The 26968-nt window shown below is 64.1% G+C and carries 23 protein-coding genes; 10 read left to right on the forward strand and 13 right to left on the reverse strand.

The genetic code is table 11. The annotated features are described in order from the left end of the window. Positions 1-9: 9 nt before the first annotated feature. The 6 genes from CH273_RS15980 to dnaA all read right to left on the reverse strand — a co-directional run bounded on the left by CH273_RS15980 (position 10) and on the right by dnaA (position 7197). Positions 10-927, reverse strand: a complete 918-nt coding sequence (locus CH273_RS15980; protein ID WP_052049959.1) for a metal-dependent hydrolase — start codon at positions 925-927, stop codon at positions 10-12. Positions 928-1093: 166 nt separating this feature from the next. Next, positions 1094-1657 (reverse strand): DUF721 family protein, encoded by a 564-nt coding sequence (locus CH273_RS15985; RefSeq protein WP_032396990.1) that lies wholly within the window; start codon positions 1655-1657, stop codon positions 1094-1096. Continuing rightward, positions 1654-2904 (reverse strand): DNA replication/repair protein RecF, encoded by a 1251-nt coding sequence (recF, locus tag CH273_RS15990; protein WP_032396989.1) that lies wholly within the window; start codon positions 2902-2904, stop codon positions 1654-1656. The genes CH273_RS15985 and recF overlap by 4 nt, the downstream gene beginning before the upstream one ends. Beyond that, positions 2905-3831: a phosphogluconate dehydrogenase (NAD(+)-dependent, decarboxylating) gene (gene gnd, locus CH273_RS15995; RefSeq protein WP_032396988.1), complete on the reverse strand. Its 927-nt coding sequence runs from the start codon at positions 3829-3831 to the stop codon at positions 2905-2907. Between the two features lie 65 nt (positions 3832-3896). Continuing rightward, on the reverse strand, positions 3897-5081 hold the full coding sequence (gene dnaN, locus CH273_RS16000) for a DNA polymerase III subunit beta (protein ID WP_032396987.1): 1185 nt from the start codon (positions 5079-5081) through the stop codon (positions 3897-3899). A 583-nt stretch (positions 5082-5664) separates the two neighbouring features. Further along, on the reverse strand, positions 5665-7197 hold the full coding sequence (dnaA, locus tag CH273_RS16010; protein WP_032397345.1) for a chromosomal replication initiator protein DnaA: 1533 nt from the start codon (positions 7195-7197) through the stop codon (positions 5665-5667). Positions 7198-7818: 621 nt separating this feature from the next. On the opposite strand from dnaA, the gene rpmH reads away from it, so the two are divergent. The 10 genes from rpmH (at position 7819) to CH273_RS16060 (ending at position 16077) form a co-directional block, all read left to right on the forward strand. Then, entirely contained in the window at positions 7819-7962 is a 144-nt protein-coding gene (gene rpmH, locus CH273_RS16015) for a 50S ribosomal protein L34 (protein WP_026347786.1), read from the forward strand. 30 nt (positions 7963-7992) lie between these two features. Next, positions 7993-8373, forward strand: a complete 381-nt coding sequence (rnpA, locus tag CH273_RS16020) for a ribonuclease P protein component (protein ID WP_032396986.1) — start codon at positions 7993-7995, stop codon at positions 8371-8373. Then, positions 8370-8699, forward strand: coding sequence for a membrane protein insertion efficiency factor YidD (yidD, locus tag CH273_RS16025; RefSeq protein ID WP_032396985.1), 330 nt, complete (start codon positions 8370-8372; stop codon positions 8697-8699). The genes rnpA and yidD overlap by 4 nt, the downstream gene beginning before the upstream one ends. A gap of 4 nt (positions 8700-8703) precedes the next feature. Next, on the forward strand, positions 8704-9795 hold the full coding sequence (yidC, locus tag CH273_RS16030) for a membrane protein insertase YidC (RefSeq protein ID WP_032396984.1): 1092 nt from the start codon (positions 8704-8706) through the stop codon (positions 9793-9795). Between the two features lie 25 nt (positions 9796-9820). After that, the gene (locus tag CH273_RS16035; RefSeq protein ID WP_032396983.1) at positions 9821-10489 is read left to right on the forward strand and encodes a Jag family protein; all 669 of its coding nucleotides are present in this window, start codon (positions 9821-9823) and stop codon (positions 10487-10489) included. 999 nt (positions 10490-11488) lie between these two features. Next, entirely contained in the window at positions 11489-11650 is a 162-nt protein-coding gene (locus CH273_RS27740; RefSeq protein ID WP_155290816.1) for a hypothetical protein, read from the forward strand. A gap of 631 nt (positions 11651-12281) precedes the next feature. Continuing rightward, complete coding sequence (gene rsmG, locus CH273_RS16045) at positions 12282-12959, forward strand: 16S rRNA (guanine(527)-N(7))-methyltransferase RsmG (protein WP_032396981.1); 678 nt, start codon at positions 12282-12284, stop codon at positions 12957-12959. Between the two features lie 81 nt (positions 12960-13040). Beyond that, a complete protein-coding gene (locus CH273_RS16050; protein ID WP_032396980.1) occupies positions 13041-14051 on the forward strand; it encodes a ParA family protein in 1011 nt (336 codons plus the stop codon). 4 nt (positions 14052-14055) lie between these two features. Further along, complete coding sequence (locus CH273_RS16055; protein WP_032396979.1) at positions 14056-15132, forward strand: ParB/RepB/Spo0J family partition protein; 1077 nt, start codon at positions 14056-14058, stop codon at positions 15130-15132. 264 nt (positions 15133-15396) lie between these two features. Beyond that, positions 15397-16077 (forward strand): hypothetical protein, encoded by a 681-nt coding sequence (locus tag CH273_RS16060; protein WP_032396978.1) that lies wholly within the window; start codon positions 15397-15399, stop codon positions 16075-16077. 34 nt (positions 16078-16111) lie between these two features. On the opposite strand, the gene CH273_RS16065 is transcribed toward CH273_RS16060, so the two are convergent. The 7 genes from CH273_RS16065 to CH273_RS16095 all read right to left on the reverse strand — a co-directional run bounded on the left by CH273_RS16065 (position 16112) and on the right by CH273_RS16095 (position 26968). Next, positions 16112-17305 carry an N-acetylmuramoyl-L-alanine amidase gene (locus CH273_RS16065; RefSeq protein WP_032396977.1) on the reverse strand — a complete coding sequence of 398 codons (1194 nt, stop codon included), beginning with the start codon at positions 17303-17305 and terminating at the stop codon, positions 16112-16114. 136 nt (positions 17306-17441) lie between these two features. Beyond that, entirely contained in the window at positions 17442-17774 is a 333-nt protein-coding gene (gene trxA, locus CH273_RS16070) for a thioredoxin (protein ID WP_008711582.1), read from the reverse strand. A 34-nt stretch (positions 17775-17808) separates the two neighbouring features. Continuing rightward, on the reverse strand, positions 17809-18798 hold the full coding sequence (gene trxB, locus CH273_RS16075) for a thioredoxin-disulfide reductase (RefSeq protein ID WP_032397344.1): 990 nt from the start codon (positions 18796-18798) through the stop codon (positions 17809-17811). A 126-nt stretch (positions 18799-18924) separates the two neighbouring features. Further along, on the reverse strand, positions 18925-19653 hold the full coding sequence (locus tag CH273_RS16080) for a hypothetical protein (RefSeq protein ID WP_032396976.1): 729 nt from the start codon (positions 19651-19653) through the stop codon (positions 18925-18927). A 59-nt stretch (positions 19654-19712) separates the two neighbouring features. After that, positions 19713-20294: an RNA polymerase sigma factor SigM gene (sigM, locus tag CH273_RS16085; RefSeq protein WP_032396975.1), complete on the reverse strand. Its 582-nt coding sequence runs from the start codon at positions 20292-20294 to the stop codon at positions 19713-19715. Positions 20295-20393: 99 nt separating this feature from the next. Further along, positions 20394-24566 (reverse strand): lipid II flippase MurJ, encoded by a 4173-nt coding sequence (locus CH273_RS16090; RefSeq protein WP_032396974.1) that lies wholly within the window; start codon positions 24564-24566, stop codon positions 20394-20396. Then, positions 24563-26968 carry a glycoprotein gene (locus CH273_RS16095; protein ID WP_094638036.1) on the reverse strand — a complete coding sequence of 802 codons (2406 nt, stop codon included), beginning with the start codon at positions 26966-26968 and terminating at the stop codon, positions 24563-24565. The genes CH273_RS16090 and CH273_RS16095 overlap by 4 nt, the downstream gene beginning before the upstream one ends.

The following is a 26968-nucleotide window of genomic DNA, read 5'->3' on the forward strand; positions in this document are numbered from 1 at the left end:
TGCGTTTGGTCATCGATCGGCGGACCGAGCTGCCGGTGAGGTGGCCAGATACTGCACTGCCTGCGCCGTCGACCCTTCCTGCGAAGGGTGGTACGTGCGCTTGAAATAGCGCAGCGACGCTTTCACCATCGACATCGGGGTCGGGAACAGACCCGCAGCGGCCACTCGGCGGAACTCTCGGAACGACGGTGTGCGCTGCTTGGCGGGAAGGTGCGCCAGCGTCGGATCCTGGCTCATGAGAAAGCGAACACCGCGGGTCCAGAACCACACGAGCGTGGGCGCGATGACGACGTAGGTTCGGATCCGGCGGGCCGGGCGGACGTCGAAGTACCGCATCACCTCGTAGGCCACCGATCGATGCTCGACTTCTTCGGCTCCGTGCCACCGCAGCAGGTCCAGCATGATCGGATCGATGTCCGCTTCGTCCAACGCCGTGGCATTGAGAACCCAATCGCCGAGAAAAGCGGTCAAGTGCTCGGCGGCGGCGATCAGGGCGAGACGTTCGACCAGGCTGTTCTGGCCGTGGCCGGTCCGGTTGCCGAGAGCACGGCCGAACAGGAACTTCATCTGATCGACGTACGGATCGACGTCGATGCCGTGGGCCCGAAGCTGATCGTGCACATCGGTGTGCGCCTGCGCGTGCATCGCTTCCTGACCGATGAATCCGATCACGTCGTCGCGCAACTGATCGTCGTGGATGAGTGGCAGCGCCTCCTTGAACGTGCGCACGAACCACTCCTCACCCTCGGGCAGGAGCAGGTGCATCACGTTGATCAGGTGCGTCGCGAGTGGGTTGCCGTCCATGTAGTGCAGCGGCAGGGAGTTCCAATCGAACTCCACGTTCCGCGCGTGCAGGATGACGCGATCTTCGGGGGTTCCGTCGACATCGACGGCTGCTGTCGATGTCTTCTTCGTTGGTGCAGACACAACTTCTCCTCGTCCGATGCGCACAGAACAGTAAATCGGTCCCCCGACCGTTGCGTGTCCCGAATCACGCTACGCACATCGACCACGTCACAGCAACACTGGCCCCAACATCTGTTGAGAATCACCTGGACCAGGAGGTTTCGAAAGCGAAGGTTGGGACCTCTCACTATCCGTACGTGTCGCGCGGCCCTCGTCCCCGGACGTGCCGTTCGCCTTTTCTCCAACTCTGGGTCGTCGGACCGGTGATGCGTAGCGAGGTCACCACGCCGTGACCGACGGCGGCAGCGATCTTGGCCAGAATCTGCGACTGCATCAGCCTCAACTGGGTCGCCCACGCCGTGGACTCGGCGGAAATACTCAACACTCCGTCCTTGAGACCGGTGGGGTCCGCATGAGCCGAGATGTCTTCACCGACCACGCTCGGCCACCGGCCGAGCACCGCGCCCTCCGACACCTTCGCCGACCATCCGCGCTTGGATGCGATCGAGTTCGCCAGCGCCCCGAACGCCTGGGGATCACGGTCGTCCGGCCCCGCTCCCGACCAGCCCCGGCGACGACGCCCCCGCAGTGCTCTGACTCCGCCTGTCGGTGACGACCGTCCCTGTCCCACCGATTTGCCGCTGGCCTTGGCTGCGGCTCGGGCGTCCTCGAGTGCTCGACGCGCCAGATCCACGCCTTTCAGTTCCGGTACGTCACCGTTGTCCGTGGGAGTCGCGTCGTCGTCGGTCATCGATCCTCACCTTCCGAACGTGCGATGTCGATATCGTCCGACAAGTCCGAGATACGCGAGATACGTCCTGCTGCACCGGAATCCGCGCTCTGCTTCGCTTCCACTCCGTAACGACGAGCGTCCAGCTCGGGTGGTACGTCCTCGGGCACCGCGGCCGTGATGAGCACCTGCTCGGCACCGGCCGCCACCGTCGCCAGCGCGGCACGCCGTTTGCGGTCGAGTTCGGCGAAGACGTCGTCGAGCATCAGTACCGGATCGGTACCGTCCTCCCGCAACAAGGCAAAGGAGCCGAGCCGCAAAGACAACGCGTACGACCACGATTCACCATGGCTGGCAAAGCCTTTCGTCGGTTGGTCACCGAGCATCAGTTCCAGGTCGTCGCGGTGTGGTCCGACCAGGCAGACCCCGCGTTCGATTTCACGCTGTCTCATCACCGAAAGTTGGTGGAGGAAGGCAGCTTCGAGAACTTCTGTGTCGTCGGGCTCGGGTGCACGGTCGGCATCGGAGAACTCCGGTGGGAGCGCCTCGGCCAGACTGCAGCGATAGGCGACGGCAGCCAACCGCGACTCGGGTGCGATCGAACTGTAGGCCTGTTGCACGAACGGCATCAGCTCGTGCACCAAAGCTATTCTGGCAGCGAGCAATCGAGCTCCGTGCGCTGCGAGATGACCATCCCAGACGTCCAGGGTGGCGAGCGCACTCGCGCCGTCGCCCGAGGACGATCCGCGGCGCAGCGATCCACTCGCCGTCTTGAGCAGAGCCGATCGTTGCCGCAGCACCTTGTCGTAATCGGCACGGACGGTGGCCATTCGAGGAATCCGAGTGGTCAGTAGCTCGTCGAGATAGCGGCGTCGCTCGCCGGGATCGCCGCGCACGAGCGAGAGATCCTCGGGAGCGAACAGCACACTCTGCAACACCCCCAGAATCTCACGGGGGCGCCGCAGCGGAGACCTGTTCATCCGAGCCTTGTTGGCTCTGCCTTCGAGGAGCTCGACATCGATGATCAGTTCGCGACCGTGATTGACCACGGCACTGCCCACGAAGGCCTTGGCAGCACCGGCCCGAATCATGGGAGCGTCCGACGACACACGATGCGAGGACAACGTCGACAGATAGTTGAGCGACTCGAGCAGATTGGTCTTGCCGTGTCCGTTGGGCCCCACGAACACGGTCGAGCCCGGTCCGAGGTCGACGGTGAGATCGTCCCAGGATCGAAAATCGTGCAGCTGCAGAGACCGAACGAACACTTACTCGGTATTCTTCGGCGCCGGGGCGCGCAGGGTCTCGTCGGCATCGGCCTTCTTCACCGCGTGCCCGCCGAACTGGTTGCGCAGTGCGGAAACAGCCTTCATTGCCGGTGAATCCTCTTGCCGCGACGCAAATCTCGCGAACAGGGCCGCGGAGATGACCGGCGCAGGGACCGCGTGGCGAATGGCCTCCTCGACGGTCCAACGGCCCTCACCGGAATCCTCGGTGTAGCCGGAGATCGCACTGAATTCCGGATCCTGGCCCAGCGCTTCGACCAACAGGTCGAGCAGCCACGATCGCACGACCGTTCCCTTGCTCCAGGCTCGCAGTACGCCCTGGACATCCTGCACGAGTTCTTCGGCCTCGAGGATCTCGTAACCCTCGGCGTACGCCTGCATCAACCCGTACTCGATGCCGTTGTGCACCATCTTCGAGTAGTGACCTGCACCGACCGGACCGGCGTGCACGAAACCGTCCGCACGCTCGCCTTCGGGACGCAATGCGTCGAAGATCGGCATCGCCCGAGCGACGTGCTCGTCCTGACCGCCGACCATCAGGCCGTAGCCGTTCTTCAGGCCCCAGACGCCACCGGACACTCCGGCGTCGATGTAGCCGATTCCCTTGGCGTCCAACAGCTCTGCGTTGGGCTTGTCGTCGGTGAATCGAGAATTTCCGCCGTCGATCACCAGATCGCCCGGTTCGAGCACATCGGCCAGACCGGTGATGGTGTCGCGGGTGATCTTGCCCGACGGAACCATCACCCACACCACACGAGGCGCCGTCAGCGCCTGGGCCAGACCGGCCAGTGACGGAGTATCGGTCACCTCCGGTCGGGGGTCGTAGCCGACCACCTCGTGACCGTGCTCACGCAGTCTCTCGCGCATGTTGAAGCCCATTTTTCCGAGACCGACCAAGCCCAGCTGCATGATGAGGCGTCCTTGTCTGTGTCAGGTGCGAAAGTTCGCGCGGGTTCAACAGTAACCAGACCGGATCAGCCCGGCAGCCTGACCGGCATCAGCAAGTACGTGTACTCGGACTGCGGCGCCGCGAACTTGCCCGCGTCGTCGGGCACCAATTCCTCGTCCGAGGTCGGCCGCAGCACTGCGGGTCGGCTCGGCGTCGTGAATCCGAACGTGACCTTCTCGCTGTGCAGCGACGACAGGCCGTCGATGAGGTAACCGGGGTTGAACGCGATGGTCAACGCCTCGCCCTGGAAATCGGCAGGCAGCGCCTCCTCGGCGCGACCTGCATCGTCTCCACCTGCGGAGAGCAACACACCCTCGCCGTTGAACTCCAGTCGAACCTGCGCGCCACGCTCGGCGACGAGAGCCACACGCTTGATCGCCTCGATCAGCGACGCGATCTCGAGGGTCGCCACCGCAGTGTGTTCGGCCGGCAGCAACTGACGGAACTTCGGGAATTCGGCGTCGAGCAGACGCGTCGTGGTGCGGCGCCCATCGCTGACGATGCCGAGCAGCCCGTCACTACCGATGGTCGAACCGGAACCGAGGGCCAGTTCGACGGGTGAGCCGGAGTTGCCGCCGAGGGTTTTGGCCGACTCGGACAGGGTCTTGGCCGGAATGAGCACCGCGGTGGTGGTATCGGCGCCGGCGGGTGTCCACTCCACCTCTCGAACAGCCAACCGGAAACGGTCGGTGGCCGCGAGAACGACGTTGGTGCCGTCGATCTCGACGCGGATGCCGGTGAGCATCGGCAGTGTGTCGTCCTTGCCCGCCGCCACGGCGACCTGGGCAATTGCCTCGGAGAAGACATCGCCGGCCAGCGAACCGGTGTTGTTGGGCAGCTCGGGGAGCTGCGGGTAGTCCTCCACCGGCATCGTGGGCAGTGAGAACTTGGCGCTGCCGCAGTTGACCAGAACGCGGGTTCCGTCGACGGTGACGTCGACCGGCTTGTTCGGCAACGACTTGGTGATATCGGCAAGTAGCTTGCCCGACACCAGAACTCGGCCTGCAGTGGCAACTTCGGCGGAGACCTTGACCTGAGCGGAGACCTCGTAGTCGAATCCGGAGACCGTCAGACCCTGCTCGTCGGCGGCAAGAAGAACTCCACCGAGAACGGGAACGGGCGGCCGGGACGGCAGGCTACGAGCCACCCACGCGACGGAATCGGAAAAATCTTCACGAGCAACGCGAAACTTCAAACTTCCAAGCTCCATCGCTCGGCATTTCCTCTCGTTCGGTGGCGTTCGTCTTCACGATCCGGCGGTGCAACCACGATGGTTGCCGCTCGAACCGATGCAACGACGAGTGTGGCACATCCAGCGCAAGCACACCGTATGCCCTCCGAACCGAAGACGGAAGCGCGAGGGTCTCGCCTAACTCGGGATTCGGGTGTCCCCGAGGGGCCTGTGAACGGATCGTTCCCCAACACCTGTTTTCAAAGAAGTTCTTTCAAGGAGAAAACAGAAGTATTAATAGGTCCTGTGGAATCTGTGCACGGACCACTCGATCCGCTGGTGGCCGAGCGTGGTGTCGTGGGGATGAACTCGGGACCAATTCGTGGTTGACGAACCGCTGCCTGTGGACGAATCACATCGGTGCACAGGCGCCCACACTCCATCCCCAGAACTTCGATGTTGTCCACATGGTTATCCACAGGTGTGAATCAATGGTCGACGCCTCGAAAACTCACCGAATCCGCGTCGAGAATCGGTCCGCCGAACGACGAGAAAAGCACGACGGCACCGAACCCGCGATGGGATTCGGTGCCGTCCGACGAGTCGGTCCGTGCCGGGTCGTCTATCTCTTCGAGCGCTGCTTGATCCGCGCCGTCAGCTCCTGGACCTGGTCGTAGACCTTGCGACGCTCGGTCATCTCCTTGCGGATCTTCTTGTCCGCGTACATCACCGTCGTGTGGTCGCGACCGAACGTCTGGCCGATCTTGGGCAGCGACAGATCGGTGAGCTCACGGCAGAGATACATCGCGATCTGCCTGGCCATGGCCAGTGCTCGGGCCTTACCCGGACCGCACAGGTCCTCGATGGACGTGTTGAAGTACTCCGCGGTCACTGCCATGATCGTGGCCGCGTTGATCTCCAGACTCGACGAATCGGGGATGAGATCGCGCAGGACCACCTCGGCCAGGGTGAGGTCGAGTGCCTGTCCGTTCAGCGATGCGAAGGCCGTCACTCGAATGAGGGCACCTTCGAGCTCACGAATGTTGCGTTCGATCCGGCTGGCGATGAGCTCGAGCACGTCGTGCGGCACATCGAGCCGATCCATCCGAGCCTTCTTGCTCAGAATTGCGATTCGCGTCTCGAGCTCGGGTGGCTGCACATCGGTGATCAGGCCCCACTCGAAGCGGGTACGAAGTCGCTCCTCGAGCGTGGCCAGTTGCTTCGGTGGCCGGTCGGACGAGACGACGATTTGTTTGTTCGCGTTGTGCAAGGTGTTGAAGGTGTGGAAGAACTCCTCCTGGATGCCTTCCTTGCCTTCGATGAACTGGATGTCGTCGACGAGCAGCACGTCGGTCTCCCGGTAGCGGCGCTTGAACGCCACCTTCCGGTCGTCACGAAGACTGTTGATGAAGTCGTTGGTGAATTCCTCGGTCGAGACGTACTTGACGCGCATGCCCGGGAACAACCGCTGCGCGTAGTGGCCGGCCGCGTGCAGCAGATGCGTCTTGCCCAGACCCGACGCCCCCCAGACGAACAGCGGGTTGTAGGCGCGAGCAGGTGCCTCGGCAATGGCCACCGCGGCTGCGTGTGCGAAGCGATTGGAGGCACCGATGACGAACGTGTCGAAGGTGTACTTCGAGTTTAGGCTGTTGGCGCCCGAGGACGGTGGCGTCGAGTCGGGAGGCTTGGTGAAATACGTCGGCCAGGAGTTCTGGACGCTGGCCAAGGCCTCGCGTTCGTCGTCGACCTCTTCGTAGTCGGCTGTTTCGGAGTCCGACGGCTCGTCGTCTCTGCTGGTCAGGATGCGGCGCCGGTAGGTAGGAGAACTGACTGCATCGGGGTACGTGGATCGCTCGGCCTCGATCTTCTCGTCCTCGGGAGCCGAGATACGCACACCGAGTCCCTCGACACCCTGTCCCAGGTGACGCCCGAGGGCGCCGAGGATGGGTTCGCGAAGATCTCGCTCGATCGCTTCCTGCGCGAAGGTCGACGGAACTGCGAGCAGTGCGAACCCCTGCGTCAAGGTCAGCGGTTTGACCAGCGCGAGCCAGGCCTTCTGGCCTTTGGTCAGCGGCGACCCACTGTGTCGGTCGGATGTGAGCTCCGCGACCACCTCGGGCCAGATGCGCGCGAGCGCATCCGGATCGTCGTTCACGTTGGGCCCTCCGTCGTCGAGCATTGGTCTCGGGCGGTGTTCGACGCGTGAGTTCGTGCGTCGTTTCGTACCCGCGCAGCAACAGCGTCGGATAGCGTCGTCGTTCGTGCGTCGCTGCGGCCGAGACCAGGGTCCGTGGGTGGACCCCGCAAGGTACGAATATGCCACCTGAACTGTGTTTCCACACAATTATCCACAGGTGTGGATAAACGACACCGATGTGACCCCAGAACGCGTTTCGGTTCGTGGTATGGCGTTTGCGCCAGTCTGACCTGCATCGATGCCGACTGTCTGTCGTGCGATCGGACGAATTGTGTCGCAGTGCCTGCTCGTTCGGCGGCGATGTCGAGCACCGTCCCACCATCGGTGGCCCCGGACCGGCACTGCCTGTGCATGAACGACGGCACGGTGCACTCGAGAGCGAGTTTGACCGGCAGTGACTCGATCAGTACTCTCGAACAGTCACCCAATAGCGAGGTGGCCGATGCTTGCTGGCTGCTCACAGTCTGTCTTCACTCGGATTTCTCGCTCGGGAGGCTAGCGACTTCATCCGAACTCGCTGAGAACCTTTACAGCAGGCGCCGACAGATCGGCGTCGTCGAATCTCGAGGAGTGTTGACCGTGGCCAAGGGCAAGCGGACGTTCCAGCCGAACAATCGCCGCCGCGCGCGCGTTCATGGCTTCCGTCTTCGTATGCGTACCCGTGCGGGTCGTGCAATCGTTTCCGCACGTCGCGGCAAGGGCCGTAAAGAACTCACAGCCTGATATCTGTTCGTCCGAAGCTTGGAGCTCGGGATGCTTCCTGAGCCGAATCGACTACACCGAGCACGTGATTTCTCCGTAGCGGTGCGTCGAGGACGCCGAATGGGTAGATCGGATCTTGTGGTTCACGCCGTCGTGCGTGACGAACAGGACATCGCATCGACCGTTCGCGGGCCACGATTCGGATTGATCGTCAGCAAGGCAGTCGGGCCGGCCGTAACTCGTCATCGAGTTGCGCGCCGGCTTCGGCATATCTGTACCGACGTCATCGGTGAGCTCCCCGAGACCACCGACGTGGTGATCCGTGCACTGCCCGGAGCCGCGCGCGCGTCCTCGGCAGATCTATCGATTCAACTGCGTTCAGGATTGAAGAAGCTCGGTCTTCTCGAAGCTCCGAAGGGTCCGCCGTCATGACATTCATGGGCAACCTTCGTTCCATTCCTGCTCGAACACTCGTCTACGTCATCGGGTTGTACCGGACATACGTGTCCCCGATGAGACCTCCCACCTGTCGCTTCTCCCCCACCTGCAGCGAGTACGCCATCGAGGCCCTCCAGGTGCACGGAATGACGAAGGGCTCGTTGCTGGCAGTCGTCCGCCTCCTCAAATGTGCTCCCTGGCACTCTGGAGGGTGGGACCCGGTACCCGAACCCGGTAGGTGGCGCGCGATCGTCACCGAACCTACCGAAACCGAAGAACACCACGATCTCGTGCGAGTGGAAGAACAGAGGAGTACATAGAGCCGTGCTCGACTTCATTTACTACCCGGTTGCCTGGATTCTCTGGGTGTGGCACAAGGTGTTCGGCTTTGTGTTCCAGGATCCCAGCAATGGGTTCGCCTGGGCACTGTCCGTCGTCTTCCTGGTCTTCACCCTCCGCCTGATTCTGTACAAGCCCTTCGTCAAGCAGGTTCGCACCACGCGGCAGATGCAGGAGCTACAGCCGCAGATCAAAGCGCTGCAGAAGAAGTACGGCAAAGACAAGCAGAAGATGGCCGTCGAGATGCAGAAGCTCCAGAAGGAGCACGGCTTCAATCCGCTGATGGGCTGCTTGCCGGTGCTGGCGCAGGCGCCTGTGTTCATCGGCCTGTTCCACGTACTGCGCTCGTTCAACCGCACCGGTACCGGTTTCGGTCAGCTCGGGTTGACTCCCGAGGAGAACCGCGAGCTGTCGAACTACGCGTTCAACGTGGCGGACGTGCAGTCCTTCCTGGACGCCCGCCTGTTCGGTGCACCGATCTCGGCGTGGATCACGATGCCGCAGGACCAGCTCAATGCATTCGCCGTAGGACCGGATGCGACCATTCCGTCCACCTGGGTCATCGCAGCAGTCTCCATCCCGCTGATGATCATCGCGGCCATCATGACGCACCTGAACTCGCGCGCATCGGTCGCGCGTCAGAGCGCGGCGGCCGCAGCGAACCCGCAGTCCGCGATCATGAACAAGCTCGCGCTGTACGTCTTCCCGCTCGGTGTTCTCGTGTTCGGTGCCCTGCTGCCCGTCGCGATCCTGCTGTACTGGGTCAGCAACAACACCTGGACCTACGCGCAGCAGCACCTGGTGTTCGGAAAGATCGACAAGGAAGAAGCCGCGAAGGTCGCTGCCGCAGTGGAGAAGCGTTCCGAGAACGCGCCCAAGCCCGGTGTGAAGCCGGTATCGACCACCAAGCCGAAGCCAGGTGCTCGTCCCAAGCTCTCGAAGATGACGCCGACGAGCGATTCGTCCGTGGCGGAGACCGGCGAGGGCAGTTCCGGTTCGACGACCGGTGCCGCAACGCCGGCGAAACCGAGACCGCAGGCGAACCGGAACAAGTCGACCAAGCGCAAGCGGCGCTGACCGACACGTCGAGAGAAGGACGAAGATGGCAGCGGACGTAGAAGAAGCACAGAACGACGAAGTACGGACAACCGGCGCGGTATCCGGGGATGGAGCGAGTGACGTGGTGGTCGAGGCCGATCAGGTGGGTGCAGTCGACGCGGAGGCAGATCGGACTCCTGTGGTCGAGGAATCCGATGACTCGGGAGTGGTCGAGGACAAGACCGACGAGGATGACGAGGACGAGGACGACGAGGATTATCTGGTCGAGGAAGGCGAGATTGCCGGCGACTACCTCGAGCAACTTCTGGACGTCCTGGACTTCGACGGCGATATCGATCTCGACGTGGAGGGTGATCGCGCGATCGTCAGCATCGACGGCGGCGACGATCTCGCCAAGCTCGTCGGTCGCAAGGGCGAAGTTCTCGATGCACTGCAGGAGCTGACTCGTCTCGCCGTTCAGCAGTCGACGGGTGAGCGCAGCAAGCTGATGCTCGACGTCGCCGGCTGGCGCGCCAACCGGCGTACGGAACTCGGCAACCTCGGTGCCGAAGCAGCCCGGCGCGTTCTCGAATCCGGTGAACGCGAAGAACTGACCCCGATGACTCCGTTCGAGCGAAAGATCGTGCACGACGCGGTGGCCAAGATCGACGGCGTCGCGAGCGAAAGTACCGGCGTCGAGCCGGCCCGACGAGTAGTCGTCGTCAAGGCGTAACTGAGCCTCCCAGTCGATGGCCCCCACTTCGGTGGGGGCCATCGTCGTATCCGGATGTAGCCGCACATCCTGGCAAATATCATCGATGTAATTTGTGCGCTGAGCAGACGACGATGTTGCCGGTTCGATCGATTTCCTCGCCGAATTACCAGATCCAGGCATCCAGTGCGCTTTCGTCACTGTGACGGCAACAATGGCGGTGTGACGCGTCGGTATCGGGCGGACATTCTGCGGAATTGTTTCACGTGAAACGTGCGACATCGATGTCGTCATCCTCCAACCATGTTGCGTCCGTCGCAGTGCTGTTCTCGCCGACGCTGGTTCTAGGCACCGCGCACACTGGGCCGTCGTGACGGTCGTTCTCTGATCAAGTTGCAACATTTCGACTGCCGTTCGAGACGGTCCGGAGCCGGGGCGGTTTCACGTGAAACAGTGCGATGCCAGTTGGGTGTCCGGATCGAGTTCGGCATAGCAGTGAAACTGAGTTCGAGACACTCACCGAAGAAATGGCGACGGCACCGATCGCGCAGGGTGTGCCGACGATCCGGCCGAGGGCAAATGCGTGGGACAGGACATCCGGCCGTCACTGTCGGATTCGATGTCGGCAAAGATCGGCGTTGCCGAGATTCGGAGATAGACAACAGCGGGCCCGGGCTCATGGACGATCCTTCCGACGACGATGCGACTCACCTTGGACAGTCGCGCATCGATCGTTGTGAAGGTCGAGAGAATCGTTCCATTGCTGTAGCCGCGGCGGGAACTCCAGCGCGATACGAAGTGCCCGTACCGCGAAGCCGACGATGAGGCGACACTCGCGGCGTTGTCGATCTTCGAGAGGGTGCCCGTCGAAATCTTCGCGGGCTCGATTCGGGGACATGAGCGAGGGCCGACGATGTGCTCGGGACAGTTGCACGGGAGCACTCGTCCAGCGATCGACTGTGTACGACTGCTGACCCATCCGGCTGATCCACATGCAGTGTGGGTGCGTCTGGAGTTCGGGTGCAGCGGCTGGGTGCTCGAGTCGATCGCGATGTGATCGAGATCGAAACTGTGGACTCTCCCCCGTCCGTGCCCGGCGTCGAGATCGAGGATCTCCGGGACGCCATTGCGGCCGAGAATGTCTGCGGTGTGCATCGGCTACCCGCGATCGTTCTGCGATGACGTTTGACGCGGGGCCGAGCAACGGTGGGTTGGTTTCACGTAGAACGTTGTTCTCGAGGATCCGTGTCGTCAAGGCGTAGCGCCACCGACTGTGATCGTTCGCCGACGGGATGGACCCGTCCCGCGGTATCGGTACGGCGGCGTTGGTGTGGATCGCACCGGGCCCATTCGGTTGGATTCTGGAGGCTGCTGCCAGGTGCGGACGAACCGATCGATTGCGTCGACTCTTCTCCCATCGACTTGTTGCTCAGTCGACGAACGTGTGCCCTATCGAGTCGGTGCGCGGTAGGCGATTGAGTGCCATCGATGGGAGGTGAAGTTTCACGTGAAACATGATGTGGGGCCGGTAGACCTCGAGTCGTCGAAAGGACCGAGTCCGTCGGGTTTGGATCAATCAACGCGATCTGATTCGGGCTGGGCTGGAGATCATTGATTCGAGCGCACGGGCGGATCGGTTTGCTCGGACGGACCTGACCGAAAACTGGCTGGCTCGCCAATCGTGATTTGCTAAGTCTCGGTCCGAGAGGCGACGCCCGCACGGCGCCCGTGCTGTCGCCAATTCCGGTGTCGATGTCGCAATCCGTCGAGTTACAGCGATGTCGTTTGGCGTTCCGCGCTCGGGCACGGGAAGATGTTTCACGTGGAACAAGAAGGCTCGGACAGCAACCAAGTGATGGCCGTGGCAGAGCATATCTTCGGTGACCGGCTCGAGTTGGCACGGAGGTATCACGACTCGTTGGCAACGGCAGGCGTCGAACGAGGACTCATCGGACCGCGTGAAGTTCCACGGCTCTGGGAGCGACACATCCTCAACTGTGCGGCGATCGGTGAGCTCATCGATGAAGGCGAGGCCGTCGTGGACATCGGCAGCGGCGCGGGCTTGCCCGGGATCCCGCTGGCGATCGCGCGACCCGATCTGCGCGTGACACTCGTCGAGCCCCTCCTCCGGCGGACCGTGTATCTTGCCGAGTTCATCGAGGAACACGATCTGAACATCTTGGTCGTGCGCGGCCGCGCGGAGCAGCCCGGCGTCAAGAAGGAAGCCGGCGGCGCCGATGTGGTGACGTCGAGGGCGGTGGCACCTTTGGAAAAGCTTGCAAAATGGTCGCTGCCTCTCGTTCACGAGCACGGTCGAATGCTGGCTCTGAAGGGTTCGAGCGCCGCAGAAGAGATCGAACGTGACCGGGCTTCCCTCGCTCGGATGGGTGCTGGCAAGCTGGAGGTAGTGGAGTGCGGAGTGGGGCTGTTGCCCACTCCCACCATTGTCGTCAGAGCGGTGCGTGAGCCGCGGAGACTGAGTCGTCACTGAAGTCGATTGCGGGCTCACACGCCGCGCGCTCGACCCGATCGATCGTATTGAACACAGTCAGTTCCGCACTAAGGAGCACATATGTCGGGTGGGTCCGATCCCGCTGTTTCACGTGAAACAGCGCCCAAGAAGAACGCCTCGAGCAACTCGGAGAACAAGTCGGGGGTGACGGCCGGCTCAGGGTTCGAGTACACCAACGCGATCTCACCGAACGACACCCCCATCGGTGCCGCGGCACATCGAGCCAGCCAGGTTCTGCATCCCGGATCGGTGTCGCTGCCGAAGCCGGCGAAGCGACGCATGCTGACCATTGCCAACCAGAAGGGTGGCGTCGGGAAGACGACGACCGCCGTGAACCTGGCTGCCGCGCTCGCGCTCCAAGGCCTGACGGTTCTCGTGGTCGATCTGGACCCTCAGGGCAACGCCAGCACCGCGTTGGGCGTCGAGCACCACTCGGGTGTGCCGTCGAGCTACGAGGTCCTCATCGGTGAGGTGAGCGCCAAGGACGCCGTGCAGAAGAGTCCGCACAGCGACAGGTTGTTCTGCATCCCGGCAACCATCGACCTCGCCGGAGCCGAGATCGAGTTGGTGTCGATGGTCGCTCGCGAAGGGCGCCTCAAGACGGCGCTGTCCGTGGAGGAGCTCGCCGGCATCGACGCGGACTTCATCCTGATCGACTGCCCGCCGTCGCTCGGTCTGCTGACTGTCAACGCGCTCGTGGCCGCGACCGAGGTACTGATTCCCATCCAGTGCGAGTACTACGCGCTCGAAGGCGTGGGTCAGCTCCTCCGCAACATCGAGCTGGTGCAGTCTCATCTGAATCCCGAACTGCACGTCTCGACCGTCATCCTGACGATGTACGACGGCCGCACCAAGTTGGCGGACCAGGTAGCAGAAGAAGTACGCAAGCACTTCGGGGACGCCGTCTTGCGCGCCGTCATCCCCCGCAGCGTGAAGGTATCCGAGGCTCCCGGGTACGGCATGACGGTGTTGGATTACGACCCCGGTTCGCGAGGTGCGATGAGCTACCTGGACGCCGGACGAGAGCTCGCTGCCCGATCGGCCGGCATCGACGAAGCACGAAAGAAGTAACCAGATGAGTTCGACACGTAAGGGTGGTCTGGGTCGCGGCCTGGCCTCACTGATCCCCACCGGACCTGACGCCGGACCACGCCTCGGTAACGCCGCGGCAGACGTGATCATCGGCGCGGATCGCAATGCCAAGGACCGTCCGGATACGTCCACCAAGCCGAAGCGAGCCGCACCGGCCGACGATCTCACCGAGACTGCGACGGCGCCCACTCCGACACCTCCGGTACTGAGTGGAGACGACCTCTCCCCCGTCGGTGCCGTCTATCGCGAGATCGCACCAGACCGGATCGAAGCCAACCCGAAGCAACCGAGGCACGTCTTCGACGACGAGTCGTTGGCCGAACTGGTTCACTCGATCCGTGAATTTGGGCTCATGCAGCCCATCGTGGTCCGTCTCGTATCGGGTTCCGCTGGTGCCGGTGACGCAAAATATCAGCTCGTCATGGGCGAGCGTCGGTGGCGTGCAAGCCAGGAAGCCGGCCTCGAGTCGATCCCCGCGATCGTTCGGGAGACCGCGGACGATGCGATGTTGCGCGATGCTTTGCTCGAGAACATCCACCGGGTACAGCTCAATCCGCTCGAAGAAGCGGCCGCGTACCAACAGTTGCTCGAGGAATTCGACGTCACGCACGAAGAATTGGCCGTGAAAATCGGTCGATCACGGCCGGTCGTCACCAACATGATTCGTCTGTTGAAGCTGCCGATTCCCGTACAACGACGAGTGGCGGCCGGGGTTCTGTCGGCCGGACACGCCCGCGCCTTGTTGTCCTTGGACGCGGGTTCCGATGCCCAGGAGTCGTTGGCTGCGCGAATCGTCGCCGAGGGTCTCTCCGTACGCGCGACGGAAGAGGCCGTCACTCTCGCCAATCGGGAGGACGGAAAGAGCCCGGATCCGGCACCTCGACGCAAGCCGATTCAGATGCCGGGCCTCCAGGACGTCGCCGATCGGCTCTCGGATTCGTTCGACACTCGGGTGACGGTCAGCCTCGGCAAGCGGAAAGGCAAGATCGTGGTCGAATTCGGTTCGGTAGACGACCTTCAGAGGATCGTCGAGATGATGGAAGCACAGAAGAAAAAGTAGTGGCGAATTTTCAGGACCAGTCATACGCGGTCGAAACGTCACTGTGACGTAGCTCGGTCGGAGGCGGTCACGAATGTTCGCAAAATGGTCGAAAGATATTGTCATACAACGCATTTGAATGATTCGCTCCGCTCGACGGGTTCGGCGATGGAATGGTGGGGGTGACGCCTGCGGAACAACCCATGTGACATCCTTGTCGAGGAGCGGATCGACTCCGACGGAGAATTCTCGCGTTGAACGAGTGCACGAAGGCTGAGGTAAGCGGTGTCGGCGATGGTGACCGGAGTGACGCTCGGTTCGTTCGAGCACTTGCCGACGCATTCGCGGCGGTGCAGCTTCTGGGTACTCGATCCCGCGTCGGAGAGTTCGTCGGTCGATCTCGAATTCGAGAACGAAGTATGGCTGTCGACCATCATGCTCGAATGGGGATCGTGTGGGCAGTTGCTGTCCATCGATGGCAGGACGATCGGCTGCGCGCTCTACTGCCCACCCCGAGCAGTTCCACGCGCGGCGACGTTCCCGACTTCGCCCGTCAGCCACGATGCGGTTCTACTGACCCAACTCCGCATCGATTCGCCCGACGATGCGGATTTGCATTCGGCGACCCTGATCCAGGCAGTCGTGGGTGATCTGGTCAATCGTGGCGTTCGCGCTCTGGAAGCGTTCGGCATTCGACGCAACGCCGACGATGCTGCGCCGGTGGTTCCCAACGCCACCGCGCAACTGACGTGTTCGGCATCGACGTGCATGATCGAAGCGGATTTCCTCGAGAAGGTCGGGTTCGAGGTCATCGCTCCCCACCACAGATTCCCGAGACTACGGCTCGAGCTCGATCGTGATCACGGGTGGAAGCAGGACGTCGAATCCGCACTCGAGCAGCTACTGATCGCGGCGAGTATCTCCGTCGTCGACATCGAGCAGAAGTCGACCGTCGGGGCGCGCTGAGTACTCACCGATCGACACGTTCGTGCGCGGTCGGTCAGGGGCGATCGGAGGCTGCGAGTTCTTCGGCGAGCAACTCCGCGAAGGTGAACGTTCCGGTCGGCTGATCGTCCTGCCCGAGTAGATACAGACGTTTGACGGCGATCAGAATTGCTTCGGCGATGATGTCGCGAAACTTCGGGTCGCTGAGCACTTCGACATCGGATTCGTTGGTGAGGTAACCGAGATCGATCTGGATGGTCGGCATGTTGGTCAGACGCAACAGATCCCACGTGCGGCCGTGGCTACGGCAGTCCAGAAGCGGTGTGCGAGCGACGATTTCACGCTGCACGTAGCTGGTCAGTACCTGGCCGATCATCGAGGTGGATCCGTGCGAGTTACCGAAGTGGAAGCTTGCGACACCGTTGGCCATGGGGCTGGTGCTCGATGCGCAGCGCAACGAGATCATCAAATCGGCACCCCAGGCATTTGCGGTCTCGGCGCGGTCGGCAACCGAAGGATTGGTTCCGCGCGCTCGGGAGAGGAACGTCTCCATGCCGGTCGCGGCCATGCGGCCCTCGAGCCGACTGGCCAGATCCCACAGAATCTCCGATTCGGAGACTCGGCCGAACGCTCCGTCGACGATGTGTCCGGTGTCTGCTCCGCCGAGATCGGGGTCGATGACGATGCGCTTGCCGGTCAACTGCGGGCCGGACTTACGAACGAGTTCTTCCTCGCTCATGGCGTGAGGGGATCCACCGGTGACACGAGTTCCGAGAAGGTCCAGAGAGCGCAGAGTCGCAGGCCCACAGATGCCGTCGGGGGAAAGCCCGATCTCGCGCTGGAACGAGGACAGACCCTCGTGTGTGCGCGGACCGAAGAAGCCGTCGACGCGTTCGCTGTAGAAGCCGAGATCCTGAAGTCTCGTTTGCAACGAGGCGACGTCGTCACCGTACAGCGGAGCGGACAGCTGATAGATGAGGGTTCGAGCGCCGAGGCGATACGACGCCTCTTTCAACGCGCGATACGTGGCCGGGCCCACCACGCCGTCGACCAGCAGGCCGCGGTGTTGTTGGAAGGCGCGCACGGCACCTCCGAGGGCACCGTCGAACACGGATCCGGGAGCGGTCCAGTGGCCGTCGGCCATCGGACCTGGGGGAACGACTGCTTCGTGGAGAAAGCCGAGTGCCGACAGGGTGCCGCGGACCTCGGCGACGGCGGGTCCGGAATCGCCGTGACTGAGTTCCTGCATCCTCGACAAAGCCTCTCGATCGTTCCGACGGCACTCGCACCTCGCGGCCGATGTGCCGATGCCGAAGCATCGGCACATCAGATGATTGTCGCAGAAAGACTGGCTTCCGCTGCAATCCACACGGTGTGCGGGTGAGTCAGATAACGCCTTCGAGGTCCTTGAGCAGCGCGGCCTTGCCCTTTGCGCCGACAATTTGCTTGACCGGCTTGCCGCCCTGGAAGAGGATCAGCGTCGGAATCGACATGACCTTGAAGTCGCGGGCGGCCTGCGGGTTGGCGTCGATGTCAAGCTTGGCGATGGTGAGCTTGTCCTTGTGCTCGGCCGCGATCTCCTCGAGAACCGGGGCGACCATCTTGCACGGGCCGCACCAGGTGGCCCAGAAGTCGACCAGGACGGGCTTCTCACTGGTCAGAACATCGTCGACGAACGATGCGTCGGTGATGGTGACGGTGCTCTTGTCGTCGGACATATCTATCTCCTCGATATTGGAAGCTCGGTGCCTGTCAGGCGTTGACGGCGTCGACCGGTTGGTCGGCGTGTTCGAGTGTGTTGGTGGTGATATCGCCCTGCTCGGCCAACCAACGCTCGGCGTCGATCGACGCGGTGCAGCCCGTACCCGCAGCGGTGATGGCCTGCTGGTACACGTGATCGACGAGGTCTCCGGCAGCGAACACGCCTTCGACGGACGTGGCCGAAGTGGGCGACGCGACCTTGACGTAGCCGGCGTCGTCGAGCTCGACCTGGCCCTTGACCAGTTCGTTGCGGGGATCGTGACCGATCGCCACGAACATTCCGGTCACGTCCAGGGTGGTCTTTTCGCCGGTGTCGGCGTGTTCGAGCGACAGTCCGGTCACGCTCGTGTCGCCGAGGACCTCGAGCACCTTGGTGTCGGTCAGGAAGCGGATCTTGTCGTTGTTCTTGGCGCGCTCGAGCATGATGCGCGACGCCCGGAACTCGCTGCGGCGGTGCACGATGGTGACACTGCGTGCGAAGCGGGTGAGGAAGGTCGCTTCCTCCATGGCCGAGTCGCCACCACCGATGACGGCGATGTCCTGATCGCGGAAGAAGAAGCCGTCACAGGTGGCGCAGGCGCTGACACCGCGTCCGAGCAGCTTCTCCTCACCCGGGATGGACAGGTAGCGAGCTGCTGCGCCCATCGCGAGGATGATCGCGCGAGCCCGGTAGGTCTCGCCGCCGGCAGAGACGGTCTTGATCGGGCCGGTCAGGTCGAGCTCTTCGACATCCTCGGTTCGGATGTCGGCACCGAATCGCTGCGCTTGCTCGCGCATCTGTTCCATCAGATCGGGGCCCATGATGCCCTCGCGGAACCCGGGGAAATTCTCGACCTCGGTCGTGGTCATCAGCGCACCACCGAACTGCGTTCCCTCGAACAGGATCGGTTCCAGTTCCGCGCGTGCGGCGTAGACGCCGGCGGTGTAACCGGCCGGTCCCGAGCCGACGATGATGAGATCGTGAACCTTGGGGGTACTCAATGCAGACCTTCCGATCTTGTGCGGCGTGTACGTGTCGTCGACAAGCGAGTGCTCAGCGCACACGGCTCTCGACGTACATCTGGTCAACACCACCCTAGAGGCAGTTGTTCCCCGGTGAGAGATCCGTCAGCCGATATCGCGACGCGTGAGCACATCGGGGTTGGCGGTGCCGCAGTCGTTGCCCACCGCGAGGGCGATGAACTGTGAAGGCTGTGCTCCGGCGAGGACGAGCATGGTTCCGTCTCGGCCGTCGACGCGCACTCGACTGGAGCCGAGAACGGTGGTGGCCGGATCCACATCGTTGGACCGAAGGCAGGCAGCAAGATCGGCCGGATCGGCGAGTGCTCCGGGATCGCGCTTGCCGATGATGCTGAAGGCGAAACCGGAATCGAGGTCGGCGGAATCGAGCACCAGAGACGAATCCGGAGCCTGCGACGGGTCGGCGGCGATCGATTCGGGTTCGTTCGGGGTGTACAGCAGTGCCACGACGGCAACCGACCCGGCCACCAGAAGTGCTGCGGCAGCGGCAGTTCCGAGGACGACACGTCGTCCTCGGGGACGGAGCGGAACGACGACCCCCGGCGCGGATGCCGATCGCTCGACCGTCTGGATAGTGCGGTCGATCTGCCGGGCGACCTCGGGCGGGATCGACAACGTTCCGGTGGGGTCCTCGCCCATCTCGTGGAGTCGAGCCGAGACGGCGTCGAGACCGGCGAGGATCCGCATCGAATCCTCGTCGAGACGAACCAGTGGCCACAGTCGTCTGCTGACGTCCTCGGGAAGTGCATCCGCATGCAGATCGGCGAGTAGTTCCGGCGAGAACGGGGCTTGTGGAGCGTCGGTGCTCGGCGACACGTTCCTGCCTCCCTCCGCCGAATCTGCTTTCCCTCTCACACGGTATAGACGCGAGAGGGTCAGATTCGGTTCCCTGCATCTTTCAGATACGCGAGCTGTGTCGAGAGTTTGAGCCGGCCGCGGGCGCATCGACTCTTGACGGTACCGGTGGGAACACCGAGCAACACGGCAGCGTCGGCCACCGAATAGCCCTCCATGTCCACGATGACGACGGCTGCGCGTTGGTCGGGTGGCAGCGTCATCAGAGCCTGTCGAACGAGAATGCTCGTCTCCGTCTCGGAGATCCGGTCCCTGGGCGAAACGGGCTCGTGACTTTCGTTCTCGCTCAACGGAACCGACGGCCGAGCCTTGTTTCTTCGGATGCGGTCGAGGCAGGCATTGACGACGATCTTGTGTAACCAACTTCGCACCGCGGCGTCGGCGCGAAACGACCCGGCCGTGCGGTGAGCGGAGAGCAGTGCCTCCTGCAGAGCATCGGAGGCGTCCTCGGGCGTGTAGCTGGTGCGTCGAGCCGTCAGCCACAGATGTTCGTGATGTCGGTAGATCAGCGTGGCGAAGGCATTCGGCTCCCCGGCCGCATGGGCAGCAAGAAGCTCCGCATCCGTGCGCTCCCCTGGCGCCGAATCGAAACGTTCGGTCATACGAAAACGGCTCCCCCCGTGTTAACGCATTGGGGGGAGCCTAAGCCATCGAGACCGCGAAGTACGAAACAAGTCGGTATCGGCTACCGAAAGCCCGATCTAGGAGTCGAAACCGATCCCGGAGATCGAGGTGGCGATGCGGCCGCCCTGCTCGCCGAGTCTGGTGATCCAGACGAGCACGTTCCCGGTCGGCTCCGCGTCGCTCAGGGCGATGTCGGTGCGGCCGTTCTGCAGCGTGGCTTCACCGAGGAGCGTGGTGTCGCTGAGACTGGGCGAGCCGTTCGGGGCCGACCGGATCTCGACGACAGTTCCGGGAGATGTCGACTCGATCCACGCGTTCTGCAGCGTCGAGGACGGAATGGACACGAGCAGCCCGACGCCGTTCTTGAGGGCCGGGAACTGCTGGAAGTACGAGTCGGTCGTCCACGCTGTGCTGGGGTCGTTGTCGATCGCGTTGGACGCGGTGCTGGGGTTGTCGGCGGAACCCTGAGGTGAGAACACGCTGACGTCCTCCATCGCCACGGGTCCACCGGTCTCGGCCGGCGGCGCAGCGGCCGCATCGCCCGCCGGTGGCGCCGTGGCAGGAGTGGTGAGACCGAAGTCCTGGGTGTCGAGCGGAGTGTCGGTGTCGTTGCCGGCAATCGAGGTGAACAGCCAGAAGCCGGCGAATGCGAGAACCACCACCGTCAGGGCACCGAGCACAGCGATGGCGATGTTGGTGCGCATCGATTTGGCCTTCTCGGCAGCGATCTCCTCGGGATCGGCGAGCGAGTGCCCACTGGCACCTGGCGCTCGTTGGCCCAGTCGCAGCGCCGGCATCAGATCGGTCTTGTCGTTGACCACTGCTGCTTGATCGAGAACGTGCTGCACGGTGGCAGCGGTCCTGATGCCGCTGTTCTGTTCCAATGCCCGCACGGCGACGGCGGAGATCTCGAACGGAACGTCCGGACGAACCTGCCTCGGCTCGAGCGGGGCACCCTTGTCGTCACGGTCGGCCGGACGCATGCCACCGACGCTGCGTGCCGGAGCTGCATCACCGGACACGACGGCATCGCCGGTGGTGTCGGACAGCGGCCACTTGGCGGTGATCAGGGCGTAGAGCATCGCGCCGAGTCCGCGGACGTCCGAACTCGGGTCGGCGTCGGCCAGTGTCGCGGGGAATGCGAGGACGGCGTTACCGCTCGAGCTGATACGCACCCGATCGGGGTGGTCGATCGACAGGGCGCCTCCGCTGCGGTGCGCTGCCTCGGCCGCTGCGGCGAGGACCTTGATCGCACGCGCAGCGCCGGTCGGTGAGGGCACGGTGTCGGCCATCTCACGCAGTGAGCGGCCGGGAGTCCACTCCGCGACGACGATGCCGCCCGAGCTGCCGCGTACCACGTCGAGCACGCGGGCGAGGCCGGGCGAATTGATCCGACCCAGACGCAGCGTGCGCGAGAGAATCGCCTGCGGTCCCTGCGTGCGGTCGTCGGTCGAGGCGGTCGATTGCTGATCGGCGTCGACGAACGTCAAGGCGACCTCGCGATCGAGCTTGACGTCGTGTGCCTGCCAGAACTTGAGTCCACGTGCTCCGCCGTGCGGTGCCAGCAGTCGGTAGCGGCCACCGGCAACGGAGGCACCGGGAATGAGCGTCGGGCCGCGAAGCGTGCGCTCGGGAGCGCTCGCCGGGGCTGCTGCAGTGGCACCCTCGTCGGTGCCGGCCGAGTCGGAGGCGTCGGGTGTGGCCGGTGCCGCTTCCGTCTTCTCGGAATCCGCATCCGCTGTGGAACCAGCGTCGGCCGCAGGCTTCGACTCCTGTGTGGCCTTCTTGTCGCTGTCGGCTTCGACCGGGAGATCGGCCTTCGAGATGGAGACGGTCTTGTCGGTCGGACGCGCCGCGAGAGCGGCCTTGGAGATGGAGACCGTCTTGTCGGCCGGCTTCGGGGCAGGCTTGTCGGCTGCCTTCTCTGCGTCCGGCTCGGGAGCTGCGGCCGACTTCTTCGCTTCGGGTGCAGCCTTCGGCTCGGCCGGTGTCTCGGCCGGCTTCGGTGTCTCGGCGGGCTTCGCACTCTTCGATGGCGAGGCAGCGTCGGCCTTCACGGGTTCGGTGCGGTCCTGGGTGTCGACCTCGACGCCGCCGCTCGTTCGGTCGGCTTCGCTTGCTGGAGATTGTGCCGGCCCCCCAGCAACTTCGTCGTCGGTCACTGTCACTCCTTCAGGCGAATATGCCCCGTGTTGTCCTGCAAAAGGTCGACCTGCGTTGGCTTCTGCCCCCGGGTGCCGATGACCAGGGTACGGGAGCCGATCCCGCGCAGTGTCCCATGTGGGCTCGGTTCGAATAACCGGAATCACGCCGGTTTCTGCGGCGGCCGGATCGGTGTCCGTCGGAGCAGTTGTGCCGCGCAATTTCCGAACGACGCGGCTCAGGGCCACGGTGACTGCCAGGACTTCGGGAATCTTGCCGAACCAGAGTATCGAGAAGGTGATGCCGAGCATGATGACGGCGTCGATCGCGACGCGGACGAAGTTGCCGATCCAGCCGTTCGTCATGGCGTCGAGACCCAGGATCCGGTCGATCGCGAGCATGGCCGCACCGCCGGCCAGTGAGGCGATGAGGACCAGCCAGACCGTCTTGCCGACGTTGGCCATCCGCAGGCGGCCCAGGCTCTTGTGTAGCAGGAATCCGCCGATGATCGCGCCGACCGTGTACCCGAGGCCGGTCGCTGCGCCGAGGAGCAGCACCACCTGATCCGGGTCGGACGCGACGATCGGGGCGAGCAGAGACAGTCCGATCTTGACGGCGGTGATGCCGAGGATGATCCACGTCGGCGTCCAGGCCTTCTCGCGGGCGTAGAACACGCGGAGATGGATCAGGACGAGGGCGTACGGGATGAGGGAGAACGCCGACCAGCTCACGGCCTCGCCGAGTCGGGGTGCGACATCGGCGAACCGACCGAAGCCGTACAGCGCCTCGCCCACCCACGGGCCCGCGAAGGTCAGGAACACCACGATCGGCACCAGAGCGACCATCGTCAGGCGGGTTGCTACCGAGAGATCGTCGACGACGGACGGGGTGTCACCGTTGGCGGCGTTGCGGCTGAGTCTGGGCATGATGGCCGTCAGGACCGTCACGCCGAGGATGCCGTAGGGCAACTGCAGGACGATCCAGGCCTGCGAGTAGATCACGTTGCTCGCGTCGTCGGTGCCCGACGCGATCCTGGTGGCCACGATCAGCCCGATCTGGCTGATGACGACATAGAGGACGATCGCGGCGGCCATCGCGCCGAACTTCTTCAGGCGCTCGTCGAATCCCCAGAGCGGGCGCAGGTCGATGCGTTCACGGCGCAGTGCCGGGATCAGCGCGACGACCTGGGTGATGACACCGGCAGTGACTCCGAGGCCGAGAACGAGGAGTTTGGGGTTGCCCATCTCGACCGGGTTCACGCTGATTTCGCCCGGCATGAAGAAGTACAGCGCGAAGACGCCGAGCACGATCAGGTTGTTGTACACCGGTGCCCAGGCCCCGGGCTTGAAGTTCTGCCGGGTGTTGAGCACCGCCGTGAGCAGGCCGGACAATCCGTAGAACATCAGCGCGGGCAACACCAGGTAGGTGAACGCGATGGTCAGGTCCTCGTTGACCTTCGGATCGCCGTCGAGCATCAGCCGCGCCAGCAGCGGGGCCGCGATCGTTGCGGCCAGCGCCACGGTTCCGAGCAGCGCCACCGCGATGGTGAACAGCCGTCGAACGAATGCTCGCCCGCCATCGGCGTCCTCCTGCTCGGCCCGGACCAACACCGGAACGACGATGGCTCCGAGTACCGCACCGAGGACCAGCTCGGAGATCATGTTCGGCAGGATCGTCGAGACGGTGAACGCACTGGCCAGCCCTGCCCCGAGGGTGGCCGTCATGGCGACCTGCTTGGCGAATCCGGTGATTCGGCTGACCAGGGTCGCCACCGCGATCGAACCCGACGCAGCCAGCAGTGACTTCTGCGGTTTCGGCTCGGGTTGCGGTGCCGAGTCGGACCCCTTCGGCGGAAGCTCTGTCGGCGGGACCGTTCCGGAGGGTGCCTGCGGGTAATCCTCCTCGCGGAAGCGCGGGATGAGTTGGGTGACGGTGTCGTCGGCGGCGGGCTGCCCGTCGAGCGGCGGCGGTGCCGGGTACGAGCGCAGCTCCGGCCGCGCCTGCCGCTCCCAGGGCGCGGACCGCGGTGGCGTCGTTCGTCGGAACACCTGCGACGCTGGCAGGCGTGACCGCGGCAGGTCGCCGTCGTACGGGACGTTGCCAGTCATGGTCTCTCGTACCCTTCGTCGGCCGGGTCTGGTTGACCTCTGAATCGATGCCAGAGGCGTCGACCTGCAAGTAACAGTAGGAGAGCTCCGGCGCAGGCGGTAATTATCGCCAGTGCCTGGCCGTATGCGTTCGATCGCACGGACACCGTGGACACTTCGCCGAGCCGGGACCCGTCGAGCGTGGTGACGGAGAAGTCGACGGACAGGTTGCGCGTGTCGTCGACCTCGGCCGGGACGGTGATGGTCCGTGATCCCCGGGCCGGAAGTTGGGTGACGCCGACGTCACTGATCGTCATCTCCGGTGGTGCGTCGACCTGGAGCAGCACGTTGACCGGGACGGGGAGGTCGTTGCGGGCGACGAGCAGCAGCGGGCTCTGTTCCGAGGCGAGGGTGTAGACGCCGCCGGGGGCCAGCACGGTCACCGATCCGTAGATGGTGTCCAGTCCGATGCGGATTGCCGCGAGTCGGTCGCGTGCCATGGTGCCGGTTCGTTCGCTGGCGGCGCTCGCGCGACCTGCCGTCGACAGCGCGCGGAGCATGTCCTCGCGCAGCGGAGCGGTGTACAGGCGTGGAGTCAGCGCCGACTGCGGATCCTCGACGAGCGATTGCATCAGGGTGTCGACTCGGGCGCTCTGCGATCGCACCAGGTCGATGGTGCCGGTATCGAGTTCGGTGGCCGCGTCGATGCCGGTCACCGGAGTTCCGGTCGTGGGCTCGGTGAGCAACTCGGCCAGAGGCCGCGGCGTCGCCAGTCCGGACCGCAGCAGCGAGGACACCGTCGACAGAATCGCCGACGGTTCGTCTCCGCCCGCGGTCCAGTACTGCGGGGGCGCGACGGTGACGGTGCGTCCGGGCCGATCGGCACCGACGAGGGCGTGGAAGTTGACGGCTCCGAGCGCGTCCTGCAGGCGTGCGGTGCGCGAGTCCGTGGCGAGGTCGAAGCGTTGCTCGGAGGGAGTGAGGGCAGGCGTGGACGGCGTGGCTCCGACGCCGGCCAGTGCCGCTGCGGTGGCGGCGTCGTAGTGGGTGGCGGCCAGCGGTTGGGTCTGCTCGGTTCCGGTCGATGCACTGTCGGTCGTCGCCAGCAGGGAGGTCAGTGCCGAGGTCGGCGGGCTGATGCTGTTGTCGGCGACCAGGACGGTGCCGGTGCCTGCCGCTCGCAGGGCGTCGGCGGTGTTCGCGTCCACCCCACCGGTGGTGCTCCAGGTGAAGCCGCGTGTCGAGGTGATGCCGAGGATGCCGTCGACGATGTCGGCCGGGGCGCTGACGGCACTGCTGAGCAGTGTGGGATCGCCGATGTCGGCCACGGCGCCCAGATCGGTCTGGGCGAACGGCATCGCCGTCACGCAGGTGCTCGATGCGATCGTTTCCAGTCGGGACAGCCACTGAGCTGCGGCTGCGCTTCCGGTGCCCTCGCGGGTCGTGCCGGCAGGATCGGCCGGGTTGTCGACGACGAGGTAACCGCGGGTCATGTTCGAGACGGTGACGAGCAGGTCGGGGTCGAGGCCGATACACAGGCTCGACGCCAGGCGGCCGTCAGGATCGAGGCCGGGTTGTGTCGCGAACTCGACGGCCTTGAGGAGGGTGTCGAGTCGGCCACCGGTGGCCAGCTCGCCGGCGAGTTCGTCGTCGATCAGCCGAACGCGCTCGTCGACCGAACCGGGTATCCCGGCAGCGAGTCGTGGAATGTCGGCCAGCGGCCACAGAACCGTCATGGCGACGGGGTTGCGGGTGTTGGGAGGCAGCGGCATCGCGTCGGGAGCGGTGGGGTCCATCTCACCGGGGTTGCGGGGCAGTCCGACGACCGGGAGCAGAAAGCGGGCGTCGTCGAGTCGTGCGGTTCCGCCGTATTCGGGAGTGCCGTTGACGTTGAGCAGAAGCGGATAGACGCCAGGGGTCTCGATTCCCAAGGAGGGTTCGGTGGTGCTGCGCAGCTGCATCGACATGTCGAACTGGCGGCTCTCGTCCTTCTCCAGGGACTCGGCCACGGTGACGAAATCGCCGACACGCTCGAATCGGTCCTGGTCGAGGGTCAGCGAGGTCCGCAGTCCGGCCGTGGTGTCGACGGCGTCCGCGGCCTGCATCCGGACACTGACGTCGTCGACGCGGCGGTCCCCGGTGTTCTTCACGGTGGCGCGCACCGTCACGAACGGATCGCTGCTGGTGGTGACGGTCGAGGGGGCGACGGTTTCGATACTCAGCGTCAGGAAGGGGTTGCCGTCCTGCGTCATCGGGGTGTCCGGAACGGCGCTGGTGGTACCGCTCGTATCGCCGACGGACGAGTCGGGTTGGGCTCCGGCGTCGGGAAGTTGTGCCGGGATCAGTGCCGCGGTGCCGACCGACGGTGCCACCGCGAGAACGAACGTGGTCAATGCGGCGGCAGCGACCTTCCGGGCCCGCAC

The sequence above is a fragment of the Rhodococcus sp. 05-339-2 genome (genome assembly GCF_002258965.1).
Classification (GTDB): domain Bacteria; phylum Actinomycetota; class Actinomycetes; order Mycobacteriales; family Mycobacteriaceae; genus Rhodococcoides.